The sequence below is a fragment of the Halomonas binhaiensis genome (assembly GCF_008329985.2).
GTDB classification, from domain to species: Bacteria; Pseudomonadota; Gammaproteobacteria; order Pseudomonadales; family Halomonadaceae; genus Halomonas; species Halomonas binhaiensis.
Window position 1 is genome coordinate 3,255,187 of sequence record NZ_CP038437.2, and the last position, 15,586, is coordinate 3,270,772.

Sequence of the window (15,586 nt, forward strand, 5' to 3'; positions counted from 1 at the left end):
CGCCATGAAAGTCAGTGCCGATCGCGATATCAACAGCTACCGCCTTCATGATCAGGCCGTAGCAGATCCTCGGGAAACCGGAGCGATCAAGCCCGCCGCTGGGGATGGAGAAACGATCTTCACCCGAGTGGTGGGCAATCACGCGGCAAAACGGCAAGGGGATTCGCTGAGCGCACGCCTGTCACAGGTGGCCTCTCCCACAGTCGAGGACCCGGCACTCTTCAGTGGTGAACGCACCATCGAGCTGCTGCAGTACGTGGCAGACCAGGTGCTTCCGGTGATGAAAAGTGAACTGGAAGGTGGCAGTGACATCGCGGATCTGGCGATACAGCTGATCAACGAAGAAATAGGCATGCGCCTGGAATGGGAAATGCGACGTAGTGATGAACATGGTGAGGAGCAAGAAGCATGAATGACAGCGACGACCGCCAGGCCGCCGAACTGCTGCATCTGCTGGGCCATCTCTACGTGAAAGGCGGCGAACGCAAGCGCGGCCTGATTCTGCTGCTGCTCGCCGCCCACATGCTACCCACGCACCCCGGGATCCTGCACAGCCTGATTCAGGCCTTCATTACCACCGGTGATGCTCCACGCGCGCTGGATGCGATTGGTCGTCTCGAATACCTGCAGGGCCCTACTCCCACCCAGGTGCTGCTGCAAAGCCGAGCATTATGGGTGGCAGGTCAGGCCGATGATGCCCGCCAGCGTTTCCGTGATTACCTGCAGCTCCGGGAGGACGTATGAACCGCATACTGTCCAGGCTCAATACCATTGCCCAGAGAGCGGCGCAGCGTAGTGATGTAGTGATCGCCATGTTCATCGTGCTGGCGGTCGTCATGATGATCATTCCCTTGCCCACGTCCCTGGTGGATGCCTTGATTGGCGTCAACATCGGTTTCAGTCTGCTGATCCTGATCGTGGCGTTCTATATCTCCCATCCAGTCGAATATTCTTCCCTGCCACCGATCATTCTGCTGGCCACGTTATTTCGCCTGGCTCTGTCGATCACCACGACACGCTTGATCCTGCTGGAAGGCAATGCAGGTCAAATCGTCTCGGCATTCGGCAACTTTGTCATTGCTGGAGAAGTGGTCATTGGCCTGGTGGTATTCCTGATCATCACCGTGGCCCAGTTCCTGGTCATCACCAAGGGGGCCGAGCGAGTTGCTGAAGTCGCCGCCCGCTTCATCCTTGATGGCATGCCAGGCAAGCAGATGAGCATCGACAACGATGTGCGCAATGGCCACATCGACCAGGAAGAGGCCCGTATCAAGCGCAGCCGTCTCGAACGTGAGAGCCAGCTTTACGGCTCGATGGATGGGGCGATGAAGTTCGTCAAGGGCGACGCCATCGCAGGCCTGGTAATTCTGTGTGTCAATCTGATCGGCGGCCTGCTGATCGGTATGCTCAAGCGCGACATGCCCTTCGGCGAAGCCGTCAATACCTACTCACTGCTGACAGTCGGCGATGGTCTCATCGCCCAGATCCCGGCGCTGCTGATTGCCGTTGCTGCCGGCACTGTCGTGACACGCGTGAACTCCGATCAGGCTGGCGATCTGGGCAGCGAGATCGTGGCCCAACTGGGCAGCAACTCTCGTGCTCTGGGCCTGACCGCCACGATCCTGTTCTTCGCCGCCTTCATTCCCGGCTTTGCCACCGGCGTATTCCTGTTCCTGGCTGCCGGGCTCGGCCTGGCCGCATGGTGGGTACGGCGGCGTTACCGCCGGGAGCATCCAGAAGACAGCAGCGGCGAATCATCGGCCCCCTCCTCCTCCGTTGACAGCGCTCAGCCCTCTGCTTCTGGCGCAGAAGCATTGGCCTCGGGTCAACAATTGCCAACCACCCAGCACCGGCTTGTCGTGTCGCTGGGGTCAGCTCTGGCCGAGGAAATCCCCCTCGATTCCCTGCGTGGCGTAGTGGATGCCACACGCCAGCGTGTCGCCAGTGAACTCGGCATCGACATCCCTGCCGTTGGCGTACGCAGTGATGCTTTCCGCGAAGCTCAGGGCATGGCGATCGAACTCGATGAAGTTCCCGTGCTGGAAGGTGAAGTTCCTGCAGACCATGTACTGCTTGATGACGACCCCATGCACCTGGAACTGCTTGAAGTCGAATACCTCAGCCGCCCCTCGCTGACCAGCCGCGCCTCGAGCCATTGGGTGGATGCCCAGTCACAGTCACTGCTCGACGAAGCAGGTATCGGCTACCAGCTACCGCAACAGGTGCTGTGCCAGTGCCTTGAGCGCGTCCTGACTCGCTATGCCGGCGAATTCGTCGGCATCCAGGAGACACGCTCTCTGCTGTCGCAGATGGAACAGGATTACTCCGAACTGGTCGGTGAAGCTGTCCGTGTCGTATCCCTGCAGAAAATGGCTGATGTGCTGCGACGCCTGGTGGAAGAAGGTGTTCCCTTGCGTGCACTGCGCACCATTCTTGAAGCCATGGTGACCTGGGGAGCGCAGGAGCAGAGTGTTGGGCGACTAGTCGAACGGATTCGTGGTGCTTTGGCACGTCAGATCTGCCACCGCTATGCGCGCAATGACCGCGTCCTGCCCGCCTGGGTCATCACCCGCCAGTTGGAAGAAACGATTCGCTCGGCATTGCGCGACAACGACGGTACTCCCAGGACCAGCAACCTGCCGGTGCCACTGTCTCGCTCGCTGAACAACTGGTTCCAGCACCGCTTGAGCGAGCTGGACGCAGATGTGTCTCCGGTGATCGTCGCCTCCAGCGACGTACGCCCGGTCCTGCAGCAATGGGTTAATCGCCACCACCTGGACCTTCCCGTGATGTCCTGGCAGGAGATCGCAGCAGAATTCAACCTCCAGGCACTGGCCCAGGTTCGCCTGCCCACGGCATCGACCCAGGGAGGCACTCCTTCGGCAGCGGCGTCCAGGGAGTAGCACAGCGCCATCATGATGACTCACGTCGGAGCAGCGTGCCGATAGGGATAAAAAACATTTAACAACAAGGCATTGGAAGAAAAACATCAGGAGCAAAATGTCAGTAGCACCAGGTTAAAAACAGCACGTTGAAAACAACATTTTTTGCAAACAACATTTTGAAAACAATGCTTTAAAAGCAAAGCCTTGCATGGAGCCATGCCTGTGACGCAAGCAACGTCCATAATGCCCTTGATGGCACGTCGTCCCACCACGACGCCACCGCTAGTCCACCTGTTCTACTGCGCGATGACGCGAGTCATGACGCCGCTGATGCTACTGCTGGCATTCATTGGCCATGCGCATGCCCAATCAGAGTCAGCACTGTCTCTGGAAACCGGGCAAGGCCGTATCCTGCGCTTTGGTCAGGATGTCGCTTCCGTGTTCGTTGCCAACCCGGAGGTTGCCGATGTTCAAGTCGTGTCACCCGGGGTGGTTTATGTGTTCGGTAAGCGCCATGGCGACACCAATCTGATTGCGCTCAGCAGTGACGAACAGACACAGGCATCCATGCGCCTGATGGTCAGCGATGGCGATCAGGGCGCCAATCGTGCGCTGCATGCTGCTGACCGCAACAGCCAGATTTATTTGAGCATGGCAGGCAATCAGTTGATTGCCGAAGGAGAAAGTCAGGATATCGAAGGCGCCATGGCCACCCAGTCCACGCTGGAAAGCCACACACCGGAGAATGGCGGCGTTCTAAACAACACCACCTACGATAGCGCGACCCAGATCAATCTGCGTGTTCGTTTTGCCGAGGTAGCGCGTGAGGAACTGCTGCAGTATGGCGTCAGCTGGAGCGCACTGATCAACAACGGCTCATTCTCCCTGGGCGTCTTCCCCGGCTCGATGGCCAACGCCTCTTTCGGCACTCTCGCTGGTGCTGGAGACAGCGTCGATGGTCTGCTCCAGGCCCTGCAGGAAAATAACCTGCTGCAGATCCTGGCCGAGCCCAATATCACCGCCAAGACGGGCGAAACCGCCAGTTTCCTGGCCGGTGGCGAAATTCCCATTCCCGTACCGGCGGGTAACGAGCTGGTCGGCATCGAGTACAAGCAGTTCGGTGTCTCGTTGATGTTCACACCGGTGCTGCTGCCCAATGGCCGCATCTCGCTGGAAGTACGTCCGGAAGTCAGCAGCCTGACCAACGAAGGTATCGAGATCGCTGGTACCAGTGTGCCAGGGCTTCAGGTACGACGTGCCGACACCATCGTTGAAGTAGGCAGCGGACAGACCTTCGCCATCGCCGGTCTGTTCCAGCGCAACGCCTCCAACGATATCGAACGTATTCCGGTGCTTGGCGATATGCCGATCCTCGGCAATCTGTTCCGCTCCCGGCGTTTCCAGCGTGACGAGACCGAACTGGTCATCCTCATCACGCCTTATGTCGTAGCACCGGTCGAAGGACGCTCGTACAGGACACCGCTGGATCAAGCACGCGTGAGCAATGGCGCTGTGCGTGTCAATGATATGGCACCTCCCCTGCAGGTCAGGGATGACCCCTTCGGCTTCTATCTGCAGTAAGGAGTGGCAATGACGCATTCAAGTAAATCGTCAATCTGGGCCAGGTTCTTGCCGAGGCTTGTGCTGCCAGGGCTTGTACTGCCAGTACTGGTGAGTGGCTGTTCCTCGTCTCTGGGACCGATGTCCTGGGAAACAGGCTATCGCACCACCGAAGTCACCAACTCGGAGAACCCCGAGACCCAGCGCATGGCCTTGATCCCCAATACCTGCGCCTTGCCTACCGGGACGAACGGCATCATGACCTTGCCTTCTGGCTGTGCCAACGACCTCAACCTGCAGTACATGGCAGATCGCCCCCAGGACCTGCTGGTGGGACGGGAAATGGGGCCCGCACAAGCTGGGCCAGTGGCCAGTGCGGCTCGCGAGCGTCTCACCGATCGTGAACAGAGCAGGATACGGCGAGATCGCATTGGCGAAGAAGCACGCGGTTCGACCAGCTACGTCACCACAGGAGACATGTAGTCGATGAGCAGCGGATTCGGTTACTGGTTCATGGCAAGCCCGATGGCTCGCGCCTGCTCGCTGGGCGTGGAAATGTCGCGGATCTGCTGGGCTCGCTCGATCAGCGACTGGCGGCGGGAGACCGGCATGTCAGGAATTCGGATGCTCTGCGCCTGGGCGTCGTCCCCCGCCATTACCAGAACCAGAATCAGGCTGCGGAAATGGCGTTCTTCCGCCAAGGGCGAAGCGGTGACATCCCGCATCAACGCGACAGCTTCACTGCCCCGCCCTGCCAATGCCTGGGCCACGGCAAGGTTGGTCTGGAGGTCAGCATCATCCGGTGCCAGCTCTACGGCACGGGAAAAGTCAGTCACCGATGCATCGCCTTGTCCCAGCAGCGCCTGGGCGGCTCCCAGACGGCTCCAGGCAGCCGGGGTATCAATCTTGGGTGCCGCATGGCGCAGGTTACGCTCTGCACTTTCGACCTTACCCAGGCGCAATTGGGCGCTGCCCAGGCCAAACAAGGCGTCGGCATTGTTGATGTCCTGCTTCAACGCAGCCCGATATGAATCCACTGCGCCCAGGAAGTCACCAGCGGCGAGTTTTGCATCACCGAGGCGCACATGAATATCGACACCATCCCCGCCCGGCACTTCGGCAGCGCGTTCGTACATGCTGGCAGCAGTGGCATAGTCACCGTGTGCAGCAATATCGTCCGCCAGCTTCAGCAGGCGAGATTCTTCGGCACTCTGTGTGGAAGCACAAGCCGCCAGCAACGAACACAGCATAGGGATGGTCAGGCGTACGCAGCAGCGCATCAGGCACTCCTTGTCATGAAGACATGGCATGTTGTTTTTCAAAAAACACCCAATAACCGCGGGTATTGAGTCATTCAATTGCAATCACGTCAACTAGATACTTATTAGGAACACTAGCGTTCCATTGGCAGGATCCCTGAACCACATGATGCCGAAACGAAAAAGATCACAGTGCTTTTTTTACCCTGAAAAAAAGGGAGTCTTGATAACGCAGATGCTGTTCGCGAGCCTGATCGCAGTGGCGATATCCACTACCACTCAGGCAGCTCCTCAGACACCTGAAGGTCAGGTGCACGGGGAAAGCGGATGGATGACACGAGACTATCACTACATCATCGTCGAACAGGATGTACGTGACGTACTGAAGGAGTTCGGTAGAAACCTTGCGCTTCCTGTCGAGGTTTCCCGCAATGTCAGAGGCAAGGTCAAGGGAGAAATCAGGGCCACCACTGCGCGCGAGTTTCTGGAACAGGTCTGCGCCTCCAATGACCTGGCCTGGTATTTCGATGGTGGCGTATTGCACATCGCGACTCGCCAGGAACTAAGCCAGAGGACCTTCGACCTGGCCAGGGTCAATGGCGAGCAATTGATGGAAGATATTAACAATAGCGGCACAGGTGAGCCATTACGCGCTAGGCTGACAGAAGATGGCTCGACACTGCAGGCCTGGGGCATGGATGCCTGGCTGGAAAGTATCGCACGCAACATCGAAAGGCTGCGCAGCCCGGCGGCATCGGGCCGCGGTGAAGTAAGAGTGTTTCGCGGCAGTACCAGTACCGCACCGAGTTCTGCCGAATGACAGTAACGTGGCATTAAGCAACACCTTCAATCGCAGCGTCTTTAATCACATCACCAAAGGCAAAGGAGGTTGATATGGCAACACCAGAAGTTTCAAACGTGGCTGGTGCCGATCAGACATCGGCCCAGGATCAACAGCAAGCCTTCGAGCAGGCTGCCGAGAATGCCCGAGTCCAGCAGATCGTTGGCCAGGCCATCGGCTCTCTGGCTTCCACGCAGTTGATGGAATATGCCGGAGACATGCTCAAGGACGAAGGCTAGGGCTTGTCTGAAAAGTCGGTGAGTTCAGGCACTTTTCTCACACAGCCTTACGCAGCCAGGGATTCAACCGACTGCATGGCGACGGGTTGAATCCCGGGTCACCTTTCAACAACTCAGGAGCGTTGATGATGATTCCCGCGACAGAGGCAGGTGCCACTCCCTTGAGTGCTCCGAATGCGTCAGGTATGCAAAACCTGACCTCACAGAACCTGTTCGAACATATTGCCGGCCAGCAGGGAACGACGCTGCAGGCGACGACACCGGCTGAACTGGGGTCCGATCTCATGAATGCCTTGGAAAACCCCATTGAACAGGCGCAGAGCTTTGCCAGCGCCCTACGAGCAGAACGGGCCGGACATGCGCCTTCCGGTGCCAGCGTGCCAGGCAGTGACGCAGAGGGACTTGGCGACATGCAGTTCGATCGCATGCTCAACTCATTGACCGCCATGTTCGACCACGCAACGTTGATGAAGCTGATGTCGTCCTGCGCGTCCCAGACTTCCGGCGCCTTCCGAACACTGCTGCGAGGACAGTGACACTTGGCTTACATCTCGTCTATGCAAGCTGTTTCCATGAAAGCTGTTTCCATGCAAAACATGTCACCCCGGAAGGTAACGCTTCCGGGCGTCCTCAAGCTGCTGTTGGTGGTGGTCACGGCGCTGCTGCTGCAGGCCTGCGATACCGAGCTCTACACCGACCTCAACGAGCGTGAGGCCAATATCATGGTCGCCAGTCTGGCGCGCCATGGCATCCCGGCAAAACGTGTCGTCCAGGAGGGCGGCCTCATGAGCGTGACCGTCGATGAGGACAACTTCGCTGAAGCAGTCAGTATTCTCGATCGGCTGGGCCTTCCGCAGCAGAAGTTCTCCAATCTTGGCACAGTATTCGAAAGCAACAGCCTAGTGTCCTCGCCAGTGCAGGAGCGCGCCCAGATGGTCTACGCGCTCAGTGAAGAACTGTCCCATACCGTGTCCCAGATCGATGGCATCCTCTCGGCGCGTGTCCATGTCGTGCTGCCGGACAACGACCTGCTCGAACGCAACAGCACTCCCTCGTCGGCCTCGGTGTTCATACGCTACTCACCGACCCTCGATGTCAATCCGCTGATCCCGAAGATCAAGACATTGGTGGCCAACAGCATTTCCGGTCTCGAATATGACAGTGTCTCGGTCGTTCCGGTTGCGGCGGTGTCCCTGGATATCGCTGAAGGCGCGCCCACCATGACCTTGAGCTCTTTCCTGGGTATCGCCATGCCAGCCTCCAGTGTGGCACGCGCCGGCTGGATCTTCGGTACTCTGCTGGTCCTGGTGCTGGGCCTGGCCGCCGCCCTCGGCTGGATCCTGTGGCATCAGCGCCGGCGTGGCCCTTATGAGCTGGAGACACCACCATGAGTTCGGCCGTACCGGACACCTGGCAGGACTTCATTGCATCACCGGCGCGTAGTGTTGCACTGCGTTGGCTGAGCGCCATGCTGGGCGACGTGGCGGATGAAGCGACCCAGACGGCACTGGCACAGCACCCTCGCTTCGAGCAACGTCTGGTCGAGCGTCTGATTGCGCAACACAAGCTGACGCCTCCCGCCGCGTTACCGGTACCGGCAGAGGAAGACATTGCTCTGTTCCGCCTGTCCCCCGATGCGGGAAGCGATCTCGTGCGTCACTGCGGCATGATCTGCCATGCCCCGCTCTTCGTGCGCGAGATCCGGGCTCCGAGGGTGGTCGCGCTAAAGGAACGCTTCGGTGAAGCGCCATTTTTGGCCGCATTGGCCAATCGCGAGCTGGCCATCGTCGACACCGGTAATGCCCATGTTGATGACGATGCACTGGCTCACGCGGTACAGCGTGATGGCCTGGCGTGTTTCGCTGTCTGGCTGTCGCGTCAGCCGACAGAACTGGCCAACTGGCTGCGCCTGGGCATCGCAGAAGATCGGCGCCTTTCTCAAGCTCAAGGGACATCTCAAGAGGCGTCTCCAGACGATCTGGAGATCGCACCAGCGGTGCGTGAAAAAGGCATCGATATTGTGCGTCGTGCCGCCTCGGCCATGCTGAAACGCGGGGAGCTGACGCCATGAACGAGCTACCGACGCGTCCAGGCAAGATCATCCTCAAGGCTCGGGAAGCCCAGGCATGGATCGATGGCTATGCCTTTATCGAGCAGGCCCGACAGCATGCCAGCGATGTCGAGAAGGAAGCGCGACAGACGACCGCAAAAGCCTACGCCGAAGGCTTTGCCGAAGGACGTCGCGATGGCGAAGCCCAGGCGGCAGAACTCTTGTCCCACACCACTCAAAGAGTCGAGGGATATCTTGCTGGGCTTGATCAGTCCATGGCCGAGCTGTGTCTGAAAATGGTGCGCAGGATCTTGGGCGAATTCGACGATGCCCAGTTGATTGCCCGCTGCGTGCGCCAGGCGCTTGTCGAGTACCGTCACGATATGGCCGTGACGGTGCGGGTCGCCCCGGAGCGCGTCAACGAAGTCGCGGCCCAGCTGGCGGCAGATGAGCGCCAGGACAGCCCCTCCTGCCGGGTCGAGGGGGATGCTCAACTGGGCCCAGGCCAGTGTCTGCTGGTCAGCCCCATTGCCGTCGTCGACGTAGGGCTGGAAGCCCAACTGAACGCCCTGAGAGAGGCCCTGGCCCCCGGTTCTGCAAACGGGGCTGATAGAAATAGAAACAGCCATGAGAGCGGAACAGGCAGCATGGGGAGATCCGCATGAGCCCCAGCAAGCCGCTACCCGATATCGATTTCGATGCCCTGTTGCCACGTCTCGGAGAGCGTGCCGAACAGGCCGAACTGCGCCCCGTGCGTGGCCGGGTACGCAGAATTCTCGGCCAACTGGTACATGCCAGCGTCGAAGGCACCGGCATCGGTGAATTGTGCTATCTACGCGATCCTCTCACTGGGCGGCGTGTTGCCGCTGAAGTCATCGGTTTCGAGGAAGAAGCTGCCGTGCTGTCGCCTATCGGCGACCTGCAGGGAATGTCGACGCGAGCCGAAGTCATCGCCACCGGCGCGCCACAGAACGTGCCTGTCGGCAGAGCGCTTCTCGGACGTGTTGTCAGCCCTCTCGGAGAGTTTGTGGATGGCCTGCCGCCCCCTCTTCCCGGAACCCTGAGCGACTATCCGGTACATGGCGAGCCTCCTTCACCGCTGTCGCGTCAATTGATCCAGCACCCCCTGACACTGGGCATCCGTTCCATCGATGGCCTGCTCAGCGTGGCGCGGGGGCAGCGCATGGGCATCTTCGGTGAGCCGGGTGTCGGCAAGTCCTCCCTGCTCTCCGCCATCGTGCGTGGCAGTGAAGCGGATGTCATCGTGCTGGGGCTGGTCGGCGAACGTGGCCGTGAAGTGCGTGAACTTCTGGAAGTACAACTGGATGCCGAGGCACGCCGACGCACGGTATGTGTCGTTGCCACATCGGACCGCCCGGCCATCGAACGCGCCCGTTCGGCGATGGTGGCCACCAGCATTGCCGAATATTTCCGCGACCAGGGACGAGATGTGCTGTTGCTGGTCGACAGCATCACACGCTTCGCCCGAGCCCAACGTGAAATCGGCCTGGCAGCGGGTGAGCCGCCGACACGACGGGGGTTTCCTCCGTCACTGTTCGCCGCGCTGCCGCGCCTGCTGGAACGTGCCGGCCCCGGCACCAAGGGCAGCATCACCGCACTTTACACCGTCCTCACCGAAGGTGACGGCACTCTTGACCCTGTGGCAGAGGAAACCCGGGCCATTCTCGATGGCCATATCGTACTGAGCGCCGACCTGGCACAACGCGATCACTTCCCCGCCATCGACGTACTGGCCAGTCGTAGTCGCCTGATGGAAACCGTGGCCAGCAGCGACCATCGCCATAGTGCCGGTCGCATACGCGACCTGATGGCACGCTACCAGGATGTCGAGCTGTTGCTGCAGGTCGGGGAATACCACCGCGGACAGGATGCACGTACCGATGAGGCCGTGGACAAGCATGCCGCCATCGAGGCCTTCCTGCGCCAGACCAGTGGCGAAGTGAGCAGCCTGGACGACACTCTGCAACGCATGAACGAGATCCTGTCATGAAAGAGATCCTGTCATGAAAGAGCACCTGTCATGAAAGAGCACCAGCGACTCGAGAAATTGATGGCGTTGCGCCAGCAGCGTCTGCGCCGAGCCGAGAATGCATTGGCTGAGCAACAACAACGCTGCCGCCGTGATGCCGAGCAACTGGCGGCCATGACCGAGCAGCTTGCCAGTCAGCGCCAGGACTTCGATCGCCACGAGCAGGCATGGTTCGAAGCCACTGCCAACGACCAGCTGTCTGCCCCCCAGATCGATGATGTGCGCCAGGCCATGGATGACCATTACCGAGCACAGGCCGCCCTGCATGCACAACACAACCAGTTGAACCAGCAATACCAACTTCACCTGTCCGAACGTGACAAGCGCTCCATTGAATGGGCACGCTGTGTTCGCTCGCAACGCGCTCTGGAAATGCTGCAGGATCGCCATCGCGATACCCAGCAGCGTCGTCTTGAGCTGCATGCCGAGCTGGAGACTGAAGATGCCACCTCGCGAGGGGGGCGTTGATGGCAGAAAGGAATATATCTATCGACAGCATGGAGCAGCATCAACAGCATAGTGCCCAGGCCGGGCCGGAAGTTCCCGCCCTGCCCATTATCCCGCCAAGTGCCGTACCAGTGCTCAACGCCATGAGCCGCCCTCGTGGCGCGTTCACGCTGCCCCTTGGCCAACTCTCGCTGACCTGTCATCTCGACCGCCGGCCCATCACGCATGAGGCAGCGCTGTCGCTGGGGCTGACGCTGGGCGACATGCCCGCACTCTTGCGCCTCGACGCCAGCGCGGTGGAGATCCTGTCCTCGCCCTTGTCATTGCAGCGCCCTCTGGCCGGCTGCCCGGCGGATGTCGCCGCGCTGTGGCTGGAATATGCCCTGCTGGAGTGGCTGGAACCGCTGGAAAGTGCACTGGGAGACAACATGCGGCTGCAAGGTGATGACACAGGGGTGAGTGATGACACTCTTCCCATCCAGCTGTCCTTGAACCTGACAGACGGTCATCGGCAGGGAAAACTCTCGCTGTTATTGTCCCAGCCCTTCGCCGAAGCACTGCAGCCCTGGTTCGATGAGACCTGCCCAGTGGCTCCCAGGCCCTGTTCGAACGTGATCTGGCCGCTGCAGGGCATTGCGGGATACCAGACCCTGACCCTCGCCGAGCTGCGTGACCTGGCACCAGGTGACGTGGTGATGCTCGATAGTCCGGTCATCAATGGTTCTGGCCTCGATTCATCCGCCCCAACTCCTCCCGGCCCCGATAACCGCGGACAAGCCTCTGCAGTGCTGGTCGGCGAGCGCCTGATGGCCAGCGCCCAGACTCACCGTGACGGAGTACGCCTGCTGTCCCGACTCCATCCCCTGACCCAAGGAGACCTTGCCATGGCCCCGCCTGCCAACGACAACGACAATAACAACAACGCTCAACCTCAGACTGGCAGCACTGCAGTAGACAGAACTGCAGCAGGCCGCATGACCGCAGACAGCACGGGGCTGGACCAGTTACCCCTTCGGCTGGTGTGTGAGTTCGGCCGTCTCGAACTATCGCTGGGGGAACTGCGTGAACTCGATCAAGGCAGCGTACTGCCCCTGTCACGCCCGGAGGATGAAGCCGTGGACCTGGTGGTTAATGGCCGCATCCTGGGCAAGGGCCGGGTGGTGAAGATCGGCGATGGCCTGGGGGTGCAGATTGTGAGGCTCGCCACCGATGAGTGAATACGAGCCCAATCTGATTGGGATTATCCTTGTCGTCACATCGCTTGGCCTGTTGCCACTGGCGGTGGTGACCATGACCTCGTTCCTCAAGATCTCCGTGGTGCTGTTCCTGATCCGCAACGCCCTTGGCGTGCAGCAGACGCCTCCCAATCTGGTGCTGTACGGCATTGCCCTGGTACTGACCGTGTACATCACCACTCCACTGGTGGGGGACATGCTCTATCGGCTCGAAAACAGCTCGACGGAGTTGAGCAGCGTGGAAGACATCAAGGCGACGGGGGAACTATTGCGTGAGCCGCTCAAGGAATACCTGTCGACCTACGCCGATGAACGCGAGCGGGCCTTCTTCCTCGATGCCACCCGCAGCATCTGGTCGCCGGAAGCCCGCGAGAATGTGCGCGACGATGATCTGGTGACTCTGATACCCGCGTTCGTCACCTCCGAACTGGCCCGGGCCTTCGAAATCGGCTTTCTGATCTACATTCCTTTCCTGGTCATCGACCTGATCGTTGCCAATGTGCTGATGGCGATGGGCATGGTCATGGTCGCGCCGCCATTGATATCGGTCCCGTTGAAGATATTTCTGTTCGTCGCCATTGATGGCTGGTCACGCCTGATGCATGGGCTGATTCTCAGCTATGGAGGGTAACGCTCGATGAGCGAGGATATTTTCCTGACGATCATGAGCGATGCCCTGTGGACAGTACTGTTGCTGTCGGCACCGGCACTGCTGACCGCCATCGTGCTCGGTTTCGGCATTGGCCTGCTGCAGGCCTTGACACAGATTCAGGATCAGTCGCTACCACAGTCCGTCAAGGTGATCGTGATCATGCTGGTATTGATCATCGGCGGTCCTCTGCTGGTCGGTCAGTTGGTCAACCTGGCCGATCAGGTACTCGATAACTTCGCGACCTGGTCACGCTGAGGAAGACCATGGAGTATGACAACCTCGCCAGCGCACTGACCGATCAGGTCTATCCCATTCTGGCTGCCCTGGCCATCTGCATGGCACGGGCCACCGGCGTCATCCTGATCACCCCGGCATTCAATCGCCTCGGCCTGACGGGCCTGATTCGTTCCGCCGTGGCCATGACCTTGTCATTGCCGATGTTGCTGCCGGTTCTCGATAGCCTGTCGGGCATGGATATCACGGGATTCACCGTCGCCGGCCTGTTGCTCAAGGAACTGCTGATCGGCGTGCTCATCGGCATGGTGTTCGGTATCCCGTTCTGGGCAGCAGAAGTCGCAGGGGAAGCCGTCGACCTGCAACGCGCCTCGACCATGGGTCAGTTGCTCGATCCCATGGGCAGCAGCGAATCAGGCGTTACCAGTACGCTGCTGGTGATCACTCTGGTTGCACTGTTCTTCGCCACAGGCGGCTTCAATGTCCTGCTCGATGGCTTCTATCGCAGCTATACCTTATGGCCCGTGGATGCGTTCATGCCTGCGCTGGACACCCGTACGGCACTGGTGATGCTAGGCTTTCTGGATCAAGTGATGAAGATTGGCATCCTGATGGTGGCACCATTGATCATCGCCATGCTAGTCACTGACCTGATGCTGGCCTATCTGGCACGCATGGCACCCAGCCTCAATGTGTTCATTCTGTCACTGCCGATCAAGAACCTGCTGTTCACCTTCCTGATGCTGCTCTACGTCGTCTTCCTGGTACCGCGCATGTTCCACGAGCTAGGGGCGCTTCAGGGACACTACAAGTATTTCGAATCATTGTTCGACGCCCCCTCTTCAAGTAACCGGTAGAAGGCACATGAGCCAGCAGCCCAGCGAAGAAAAATCCCTTCCGCCATCGCAGAAAAAGCTGCGTGACATACGCAAGAAGGGACAGGTGGAAAAGAGCAGTGACATGATCACTGCTGTCGTCATGCTTGGCTGCACGCTCTACCTGGTCTTCTACGTCGACACCATCGAATCCCGGCTGCGTGGTCTGATTTCTCTGACTACGAGACTCTATACCGAGCCTTTCGATACGCTGTGGCCACGCGTGATGGCCGCTGCCATGGAAGTGCTGGTGTGGTCGGTACTACCCATTATCGTGATCACCGTCACAGCGGTCGTCCTGACCAATATCCTCATCATGCGTGGCATGGTGTTCTCGATCGAACCCATCAAGCCAAAATTCGAGCACATCAATCCTGCCGAAGGTTTCAAACGCATCTTCTCCGTACGCGGCATCATCGAATTCATCAAGTCCTTGCTCAAGATCGTGATACTCACCACGGCCTTCGTCGTCGTATGCCGCATGAGCTTGCAGGCATTGATGGAGTCATCACGCTGCGGTTATGGCTGCCTCAACGAGATTTTCCTGGCATTCCTGCAACCCCTGGTCATCACGGCACTGGTCGTCTTCTTCATCGTGGGGCTGCTCGATGTCAGGACACAGCGCTGGCTGTTTCATCGTGACCAGCGCATGACACGTACCGAGTTCAAGCGCGAACGCAAGGACATGGAAGGCGACCCAGAGATTCGCCGGGCCCGCCAACGTCAGCGCAGCGACATTCAGACTTACTCCGCCCGGGCCGGCGTAGAACGTGCCTCTCTGATGATTGGCGCCAGTGGTGACTGGATGGTAGGCATCCGCTATGTCAAGGGCGAAACCCCGGTGCCGGTCGTCGTGTGCAAGGCAAATCCAAGCGGCTCGCCTGCCCTTCAGCGGCAGGCCACCACATACGGGCTTGCCGTGATAGACAATCGCAAACTGGCAGAACGGATTGGCTCACGCAGCGCCAACGGCGACCCTGTCCCGGAAGATACCTTTCAGCCGGTGGCCGATATTCTGGTCGCTGCCGGGTTGCTTTAAATCACTCCGCTTAATCCCTTCATTAAATTACTTCGCTTAACCCCTTCATTCTCCGATATTTCGTATAAATCTAGACAAGTCATCAGCATAAAGTTGTAGATGAAAAATTTGCCCTTCCCGCATTCGTGTTCGATCATTTGATCGATCAATGATTCACTTGATCATCCTGCCAGGCACCATCGCAATACTCGGTGGGTCTTTTTCTGCCACAAACAGGAGG

General features: G+C 59.2%; 19 protein-coding genes. 18 read left to right on the plus strand and 1 reads right to left on the minus strand.

Features of this window, described 5'->3' with window-relative positions; translation table 11 throughout:
• Positions 1-4: 4 nt before the first annotated feature.
• From E4T21_RS14225 to E4T21_RS14245, 5 genes are all read left to right on the plus strand, one after another.
• Positions 5-412 carry a hypothetical protein gene (locus E4T21_RS14225; protein ID WP_149285691.1) on the plus strand — a complete coding sequence of 136 codons (408 nt, stop codon included), beginning with the start codon at positions 5-7 and terminating at the stop codon, positions 410-412.
• Positions 409-744: a tetratricopeptide repeat protein gene (locus E4T21_RS14230; RefSeq protein ID WP_149285692.1), complete on the plus strand. Its 336-nt coding sequence runs from the start codon at positions 409-411 to the stop codon at positions 742-744. The genes E4T21_RS14225 and E4T21_RS14230 overlap by 4 nt, the downstream gene beginning before the upstream one ends.
• Positions 741-2,903 (plus strand): type III secretion system export apparatus subunit SctV, encoded by a 2,163-nt coding sequence (gene sctV, locus E4T21_RS14235; protein WP_149285693.1) that lies wholly within the window; start codon positions 741-743, stop codon positions 2,901-2,903. The genes E4T21_RS14230 and sctV overlap by 4 nt, the downstream gene beginning before the upstream one ends.
• Before the next feature lie 204 nt (positions 2,904-3,107).
• On the plus strand, positions 3,108-4,466 hold the full coding sequence (locus tag E4T21_RS14240; RefSeq protein WP_240349157.1) for a type II and III secretion system protein family protein: 1,359 nt from the start codon (positions 3,108-3,110) through the stop codon (positions 4,464-4,466).
• A 9-nt stretch (positions 4,467-4,475) separates the two neighbouring features.
• Positions 4,476-4,928: a hypothetical protein gene (locus E4T21_RS14245; protein WP_149285694.1), complete on the plus strand. Its 453-nt coding sequence runs from the start codon at positions 4,476-4,478 to the stop codon at positions 4,926-4,928.
• Positions 4,929-4,948: 20 nt separating this feature from the next.
• Here the strand turns inward: E4T21_RS14245 and E4T21_RS14250 are convergent, their stop codons facing one another.
• Positions 4,949-5,755: a tetratricopeptide repeat protein gene (locus tag E4T21_RS14250; RefSeq protein ID WP_149285695.1), complete on the minus strand. Its 807-nt coding sequence runs from the start codon at positions 5,753-5,755 to the stop codon at positions 4,949-4,951.
• A 184-nt stretch (positions 5,756-5,939) separates the two neighbouring features.
• On the opposite strand from E4T21_RS14250, the gene E4T21_RS14255 reads away from it, so the two are divergent.
• The 13 genes from E4T21_RS14255 (at position 5,940) to E4T21_RS14315 (ending at position 15,366) form a co-directional block, all read left to right on the plus strand.
• A complete protein-coding gene (locus tag E4T21_RS14255) occupies positions 5,940-6,524 on the plus strand; it encodes a type III secretion protein (RefSeq protein ID WP_149285696.1) in 585 nt (194 codons plus the stop codon).
• Between the two features lie 74 nt (positions 6,525-6,598).
• On the plus strand, positions 6,599-6,784 hold the full coding sequence (locus tag E4T21_RS14260) for a hypothetical protein (RefSeq protein WP_149285697.1): 186 nt from the start codon (positions 6,599-6,601) through the stop codon (positions 6,782-6,784).
• 125 nt (positions 6,785-6,909) lie between these two features.
• Positions 6,910-7,320, plus strand: a complete 411-nt coding sequence (locus E4T21_RS14265; protein WP_149285698.1) for a hypothetical protein — start codon at positions 6,910-6,912, stop codon at positions 7,318-7,320.
• Positions 7,321-7,371: 51 nt separating this feature from the next.
• A complete protein-coding gene (gene sctJ / locus E4T21_RS14270) occupies positions 7,372-8,175 on the plus strand; it encodes a type III secretion system inner membrane ring lipoprotein SctJ (protein ID WP_240349158.1) in 804 nt (267 codons plus the stop codon).
• Positions 8,172-8,855, plus strand: a complete 684-nt coding sequence (locus tag E4T21_RS14275) for a hypothetical protein (RefSeq protein ID WP_149285699.1) — start codon at positions 8,172-8,174, stop codon at positions 8,853-8,855. The genes sctJ and E4T21_RS14275 overlap by 4 nt, the downstream gene beginning before the upstream one ends.
• Positions 8,852-9,499, plus strand: a complete 648-nt coding sequence (gene sctL, locus E4T21_RS14280; protein WP_149285700.1) for a type III secretion system stator protein SctL — start codon at positions 8,852-8,854, stop codon at positions 9,497-9,499. Before E4T21_RS14275 ends, sctL begins: the two co-directional genes overlap by 4 nt.
• Positions 9,496-10,845 carry a FliI/YscN family ATPase gene (locus tag E4T21_RS14285; RefSeq protein WP_149285701.1) on the plus strand — a complete coding sequence of 450 codons (1,350 nt, stop codon included), beginning with the start codon at positions 9,496-9,498 and terminating at the stop codon, positions 10,843-10,845. Before sctL ends, E4T21_RS14285 begins: the two co-directional genes overlap by 4 nt.
• 30 nt (positions 10,846-10,875) lie before the next feature.
• A complete protein-coding gene (locus tag E4T21_RS14290; RefSeq protein WP_149285702.1) occupies positions 10,876-11,352 on the plus strand; it encodes a hypothetical protein in 477 nt (158 codons plus the stop codon).
• Positions 11,352-12,548, plus strand: coding sequence for a type III secretion system cytoplasmic ring protein SctQ (gene sctQ / locus E4T21_RS14295; protein ID WP_149285703.1), 1,197 nt, complete (start codon positions 11,352-11,354; stop codon positions 12,546-12,548). The genes E4T21_RS14290 and sctQ overlap by 1 nt, the downstream gene beginning before the upstream one ends.
• Positions 12,541-13,197, plus strand: a complete 657-nt coding sequence (sctR, locus tag E4T21_RS14300) for a type III secretion system export apparatus subunit SctR (RefSeq protein ID WP_149285704.1) — start codon at positions 12,541-12,543, stop codon at positions 13,195-13,197. Before sctQ ends, sctR begins: the two co-directional genes overlap by 8 nt.
• A gap of 6 nt (positions 13,198-13,203) precedes the next feature.
• Entirely contained in the window at positions 13,204-13,473 is a 270-nt protein-coding gene (locus E4T21_RS14305) for an EscS/YscS/HrcS family type III secretion system export apparatus protein (RefSeq protein WP_149285705.1), read from the plus strand.
• Positions 13,474-13,481: 8 nt separating this feature from the next.
• Positions 13,482-14,309: a type III secretion system export apparatus subunit SctT gene (sctT, locus tag E4T21_RS14310; RefSeq protein ID WP_149285706.1), complete on the plus strand. Its 828-nt coding sequence runs from the start codon at positions 13,482-13,484 to the stop codon at positions 14,307-14,309.
• Between the two features lie 7 nt (positions 14,310-14,316).
• Complete coding sequence (locus E4T21_RS14315; RefSeq protein WP_149285707.1) at positions 14,317-15,366, plus strand: EscU/YscU/HrcU family type III secretion system export apparatus switch protein; 1,050 nt, start codon at positions 14,317-14,319, stop codon at positions 15,364-15,366.
• Positions 15,367-15,586: the final 220 nt, after the last annotated feature.

Bases quoted from the DNA above. Each gene is read 5' to 3' on its own strand.
- E4T21_RS14265 (WP_149285698.1), top strand. From the start codon at position 6,910: ATGATGATTCCCGCGACAGAGGCAGGTGCCACTCCCTTGAGTGCTCCG.
- E4T21_RS14245 (WP_149285694.1), top strand. From the start codon at position 4,476: ATGACGCATTCAAGTAAATCGTCAATCTGGGCCAGGTTCTTGCCGAGG.
- E4T21_RS14275 (WP_149285699.1), top strand. From the start codon at position 8,172: ATGAGTTCGGCCGTACCGGACACCTGGCAGGACTTCATTGCATCACCG.
- E4T21_RS14290 (WP_149285702.1), top strand. From the start codon at position 10,876: ATGAAAGAGCACCAGCGACTCGAGAAATTGATGGCGTTGCGCCAGCAG.
- sctJ (WP_240349158.1), top strand. From the start codon at position 7,372: ATGCAAAACATGTCACCCCGGAAGGTAACGCTTCCGGGCGTCCTCAAG.
- E4T21_RS14255 (WP_149285696.1), top strand. From the start codon at position 5,940: ATGCTGTTCGCGAGCCTGATCGCAGTGGCGATATCCACTACCACTCAG.
- sctL (WP_149285700.1), top strand. From the start codon at position 8,852: ATGAACGAGCTACCGACGCGTCCAGGCAAGATCATCCTCAAGGCTCGG.
- E4T21_RS14260 (WP_149285697.1), top strand. From the start codon at position 6,599: ATGGCAACACCAGAAGTTTCAAACGTGGCTGGTGCCGATCAGACATCG.
- E4T21_RS14225 (WP_149285691.1), top strand. From the start codon at position 5: ATGAAAGTCAGTGCCGATCGCGATATCAACAGCTACCGCCTTCATGAT.
- E4T21_RS14305 (WP_149285705.1), top strand. From the start codon at position 13,204: ATGAGCGAGGATATTTTCCTGACGATCATGAGCGATGCCCTGTGGACA.
- sctQ (WP_149285703.1), top strand. From the start codon at position 11,352: ATGGCAGAAAGGAATATATCTATCGACAGCATGGAGCAGCATCAACAG.
- E4T21_RS14285 (WP_149285701.1), top strand. From the start codon at position 9,496: ATGAGCCCCAGCAAGCCGCTACCCGATATCGATTTCGATGCCCTGTTG.
- sctV (WP_149285693.1), top strand. From the start codon at position 741: ATGAACCGCATACTGTCCAGGCTCAATACCATTGCCCAGAGAGCGGCG.
- sctR (WP_149285704.1), top strand. From the start codon at position 12,541: ATGAGTGAATACGAGCCCAATCTGATTGGGATTATCCTTGTCGTCACA.
- E4T21_RS14315 (WP_149285707.1), top strand. From the start codon at position 14,317: ATGAGCCAGCAGCCCAGCGAAGAAAAATCCCTTCCGCCATCGCAGAAA.
- E4T21_RS14250 (WP_149285695.1), bottom strand. From the start codon at position 5,755: ATGCCATGTCTTCATGACAAGGAGTGCCTGATGCGCTGCTGCGTACGC.
- E4T21_RS14230 (WP_149285692.1), top strand. From the start codon at position 409: ATGAATGACAGCGACGACCGCCAGGCCGCCGAACTGCTGCATCTGCTG.
- sctT (WP_149285706.1), top strand. From the start codon at position 13,482: ATGGAGTATGACAACCTCGCCAGCGCACTGACCGATCAGGTCTATCCC.